4 protein-coding genes are annotated in these 5064 nt (G+C 43.9%); 1 reads left to right on the top strand and 3 read right to left on the bottom strand.

Annotated features, from left to right (window positions below):
• Positions 1-170 precede the first annotated feature (170 nt).
• Positions 171-701: a ribosome hibernation-promoting factor, HPF/YfiA family gene (gene hpf / locus ACO4PX_RS08450; protein WP_183684188.1), complete on the top strand. Its 531-nt coding sequence runs from the start codon at positions 171-173 to the stop codon at positions 699-701.
• Between the two features lie 77 nt (positions 702-778).
• Here hpf and ACO4PX_RS08445 read toward each other — a convergent pair whose 3' ends face one another.
• The 3 genes from ACO4PX_RS08445 to ACO4PX_RS08435 form a co-directional block, all read right to left on the bottom strand.
• Positions 779-2389: an O-antigen ligase family protein gene (locus ACO4PX_RS08445; protein ID WP_485572272.1), complete on the bottom strand. Its 1611-nt coding sequence runs from the start codon at positions 2387-2389 to the stop codon at positions 779-781.
• Positions 2390-2426: 37 nt separating this feature from the next.
• Positions 2427-4319 carry an LCP family protein gene (locus ACO4PX_RS08440; protein ID WP_314669141.1) on the bottom strand — a complete coding sequence of 631 codons (1893 nt, stop codon included), beginning with the start codon at positions 4317-4319 and terminating at the stop codon, positions 2427-2429.
• Positions 4320-4392: 73 nt separating this feature from the next.
• Positions 4393-5064: exopolysaccharide biosynthesis polyprenyl glycosylphosphotransferase (locus ACO4PX_RS08435; protein ID WP_485572271.1), on the bottom strand; the 672-nt coding region annotated here is incomplete at its 5' end.

Genomic DNA, 5064 nt, shown 5'->3' with positions numbered 1-5064 from the left:
ACAGGTTTTTCAAGGCCTGAGGAGATTTTGGAACTATTTAACTGTCAAACTACCGGCCATACAGATTTGTTGATTATTCACAAGATTTTCATATCCTTAGATGAAAAAAAATGCTATACTGAAGAAAAGAAGAAATTCTTTTGGACTACATAGAAAGGAAGGAATTTTTTATGAAAATTACCATTACCGGAAGAAACCTTAGTCTAACCGATGGACTAAAAAATGGCGTGGAGAAGAAGTTAGGGAAACTGGATAAGTTTTTCCAGGCGGAAACCCCCTGTAACGTAACACTTTCTACCCAAAAGGATATGCAAAAGATCGAGGTAACCATCCCCGTAAAGGGAAGCGTGATTCGTGCAGAGGAAGCTACCGAAGATATGTACCAGTCCATTGATCTTGTGGTGGATGTTCTGGAGCGGCAGATTCGTAAATACAAGAACAAATTAATTCAGCGTCATCAGGCAGGTTCCGACTTTAGTTCGGAGTTCATCGATGAGAAGCCGGCACAGGACGAGGAAGAAATCAAGATTGTTCGTACCAAGCACATTGATTTAAAGCCTATGACTGCAGAAGAAGCTTGTTTGCAGATGGAGCTTCTGGGACACAGCTTCTTCGTTTTCCAGGATGGCAACACCGGCAAGGTCAATGTAGTCTATAAGAGAAAGGCCAACAGCTACGGCTTAATCGAGCCGGAGGAATAAACCCTTAAAACACTAAAAATGGAGCTGTAAAAAATCAAAGTTTTTAGAAAATTCTTTTGATTTTTACAGCTCCTTTTTTATTCCGCTCTCTTTCCGGCAATTCCCAAAAAGCACAGAAGCATCACAATGGGCATCACAATAGGTACTGCAATATTAATGCCGGCCTGAGTGAGATAAGCCAGATAAGCCAAGCTTACCGCAAAGGGAAAGGCAGTTTGTCCGAAACTTGCTTCTGCTGAATTCTCAGTCTCTTTCTTCCATAACACGGTGAAGACACTTTTCAAATACAGTAGATAGGCTAAAAGCCCAAAAACGCCGATGGTCAAAAGCAAATTCAAATATTCATTATGGATACTGTCAATCAGTCCCATACCGGCCTGTTCCACTTCCACCTTATAATTGTCGTTAGTCAGCATAAAATATCCGTCCGGCCCATAGCCGAAGAGTCTCTTAAGCATAGGCATCTTGTCCCGGAAGTATTCCATACCCATCCTCCAGATAAAACCTCTGCCAGTTCCCCAGGAATCATCAAAGCGTAAAAATTGGCTGAACTGTTCCAGCATCGGATAGCGGTGGGCTACATTTACATCATAGATGGCATAGGCTCCCGCCATAAAAAACAGGACTAAAAGCAGGACATAAAGCCCCTTGAAAAGCTTCATGGACAATTCCTTCTTGCTGAATCTTCCTATAGCCCAAAGGATGCCGGAGAGTCCCATCCCCAGATAAGGAAGAATCGTCTTTCCCATGGAAAAGAGGAAGCCCGGTGGAGAAATCTGTATAATGCTTTGTCCTTTTCCGGCAAGAAGCACGGAAAGCTTCAAAGAAAGGAAAAATAAGAAATACACGGAAAGACAGGTTCCGAAGCTTTTGTTGTCCTTCCAGCTAAAAAACGGTAGGACCAGAAAAACAAAGAAGTAGCCGATGACTGCGTTGTCGCTACTTCCGAAGATTGTAGCAATGTGACAAAGCAGCATCATTCCCATAAAAAAGTGCTTCCAGCGAAGCTCCTTCTCCTGCAAATACAAACCGGTATAGAGGCAGGCATAAAATAAAACAAGGCTGGTATAGCCATTGATATTGCCCACAGGTCCCGCGAACATCGCCCACTTGGATAAGTCCGAAACATTGTCGAAGAAATGCATATAGTTCATCATGTAAAAATCGCTGATTCCCCATAAGCACTGTAAAACCACGCCTACAGAAAACAGGAGAAGATGAAACTTTTTAAAGCGATAAAATCGACTAAGGCCAAGATACACCGTAAAGAAAAGCAGCCAGGTCAGAACGCCCATATATCTTCCCGTACTTCCCCACCAGGTTTCGTAAGGATATCCGGAAAGGAACATGGAAAGGAAAAAGAGGAGAATCAGAAGACAAAAGGGAAGGTCCGTAGCAAATAGGGGCTTTTTCTTTCCCTCTTCCTTCTTCCAAAAAAGAGAAGGAAGAATCTCTTTTCGTTCTTCCTTCTTTAAGGTCAAAGAATACAAAGCCACAAAGGCAAAGAGCAGTACGGAAAAAACACTGCTGCAAATCCAGAAAAAATCAAAACGGGCCTGGAGAATATCAAAGTATTTATCCCGGGAATAGAGGGGAAAAACCAAAAGCATCAATACAAGGTAGAGTAAACAGATTCCATTCCCGATTGTATAAAAGTCCCTTTTGGCCTTTGAGTCCTTCAGTTCCATAGCTCTCCCTCTTCCCTCATTCATTTTTTGCAAAACGCTAATCTACAATATCTCCCGGTCCCGGATTCTCTCCGGAATTTTGGGAGCTTGCCGCAGTAGGCGGATTATTGCCGATGCTCGGTTCAGCATTATTTTCCTTTTTCTTCGTCTCTTCAGCGGATTTCTTCGTCTCTTCGTTGGATTTCTTGCTTTCTTCCGTGATTTTCTTGTTTTCTCCCGTAGTACTTTCTTCCGTGTACTGAATTTCGCCCTTCTTGCTCTCTTTGCTTTCCTGCTTGGATTCGGAATTCTTGGTACTTTCTACGGTTTTTCCGTTGCTGTCCGTCTCCGTCTTGGACTTCCTGGACTCGGAACTCTCCTCGGACTGAGATTTCTTCTTTCCGCTTTCTTCTGAGGAGCTCTTCTTCTTTTTACTATTCTCCTCTTCCTCTCTGCCTTCTGAAGACTTCTTCTTTTTGGAGCCGCTGTCGCTGTCTCCTCTTCCGTTCTTATAGCTTCCGGAATCCTCCGCAATCTTGTCACTGTAGGTCCAAACTGCAGCGGAGGGCTTATAATCCGTATCATTAAAGAGATATGCATGAAGCTTGGTTACGTTGGAGGCCAAGCTTTGAGGAATAACGCAGTCTCCCTTCTTTCCCATCATTTGTGTGGTTAAATCATAGGGGAAGCCTTCGGAACCTACAATATTGTATCGGTTAACACCCTTAGCCAGCTCTAAAATATCTCCCACATCCACATTAAAGGCAATCTGAGGAAGAACGGTGTCAATAACATTGGTCAAGGTGGCTAAATCCGCCTTTTTGGCATTGGCAAGAACCTGAGAAATAACCTCTCTTTGTCTCTTGGTTCTGGTAAAGTCGTCATCCATGTATCGAAGTCTGGCGTATGCTACCGCCTGTACACCATCCAAATGCTGCATTCCCGGTCCCTTGATATACTCCGCCGCAGGATTCTTCTCATTGACCTTGGACTCAATGCTGGTCTCATGAATATAGGCATTCATGTAACGGAATTCCTTCTGGGTAATGTCAATATCCACACCGCCCAGCATGGTAATCACATCCGCCACTGCTCTCCAGTTAAAGGTGGCATAGTGTTCAATATCCAAATCCAGGTTTTTATTGAGGGCCGCAACCGCCTGTTCCGGGCCTCCATCCGCATAGGCCTCGTTAATCTTGGCGAAACGGGAGCCTGCTGCCAGATTCAAATAGGTATCACGGAATACGGAAGCCAGCTTAACTTCTCCCGTGCCCCTGTCTATGCAAACAATAATCTGCACATCCGCATTGGCACCCCGGCCCACTCCGCCATCACGGGAGTCTACACCGAAAACGGCAATAGTCCAGTAGCCCTGCATCTGCTCCTGCTTTTTGACATCGATATTGTCATTCTTAACGTTCTTTGTATTAAACTGCACATCCGGCTTGATATTCATGTAGCGAACCACATAACCGGTACAGAAAATTAAAATCAAAGTGAGAATTTCGATAACGGAAATCAGAAGAACCTTCTTCCACAAAGATTTCTTCTTTTTATTCTTCTCATCATAATACTCTTCCAGCTCTTCCTCGATCTGGTCCGGAGAATTTACCTGCAAAATATCCAAAGAACTCTTGCGTTTCTCCTCATTTCTTTCTTTGGGAAGAGTATAGAAGTCTACATTTTTCTCTCTCTTTCCTTCTTGGGATAACTTCTTATCCAAAAAAGACAGATCTTCCTTCCCCTGCTCTCTTCCTGTAGGGCGGTCTTCCTGCAAGCGCTTTCCTCTTGCAATCTGTGCCTTTAAATCCTGCTCTTTCTCGGAAAGGGGAGCACTCTCCCTCTTCTTTATTTCCGATGCGTTCTTTACTTCCGCTGAAGAGCTATGATTGCTCTCTTGATTTCCACTATGACTATGAGGTCTTCTCCCCTTATTCTGTTCTAATGCCACACTACTCCTCCAAATTGATTTCAAAGCTTATTTTACAGGAATCAAGGTATAATACCATGAAAACACAAAAAAATTAATAGGCATTTTTGTTAATAAATCCTTTCCATAGGGTTAAAAAGAGTATGCGAATATCCAAAGAAAGGCTCCAGTTTTCAATATACCAAAGGTCACAACGAATTCTTCCCTCTATAGAGGTATCTCCTCGGAAACCGTTCACCTGCGCCCATCCGGTCATCCCCGGACGAACCTGATGCTTAATCATATAGCGGGGAATCTGTTCCTTAAACTGCTCCACAAACTGGGTCCTCTCCGGTCTGGGACCTATAAGGGACATATCTCCCCGTAGGACATTGAAAAATTGGGGAAGCTCATCAATAGAGGTTTTTCGGATAATTTTCCCAATCCAGGTAACTCTGGGATCCCCCTTTACCGTCCAGCCCTTCTTTTCTTCCTCCACGGTCTGCACCCGCATAGAACGGAATTTATACATTTGGAAGGGAAGATTATGCCTTCCCACTCTTTCCTGCTTGAAAATGATGGGGCCGCTGGAATCCAGTCGAATCAAAAGTGCCACCAGTAGCATCAGGGGGCCGAAAAGGATGATGCCCACCAGGGCACCGAAAATATCCATAAGCCGCTTCACAAAAGCATTAAAGGGATCCGTCAAGGGAACATTACGAATATTGATGACGGGAAGTCCGTCCAAATCCTCCGCAATGGGCTTGGAATGAATAATCTCCTGATA

Source organism: Oribacterium sp., from assembly GCF_057249185.1.
Note: the sequence above shows the minus strand (reverse complement) of the source record. Positions and strands in the feature narration are given on the sequence as shown.

Coding starts and splice junctions, on each gene's coding strand:
- hpf (WP_183684188.1), top strand. CDS start 171: ATGAAAATTACCATTACCGGAAGAAACCTTAGTCTAACCGATGGACTA.
- ACO4PX_RS08445 (WP_485572272.1), bottom strand. CDS start 2,389: ATGGAACTGAAGGACTCAAAGGCCAAAAGGGACTTTTATACAATCGGG.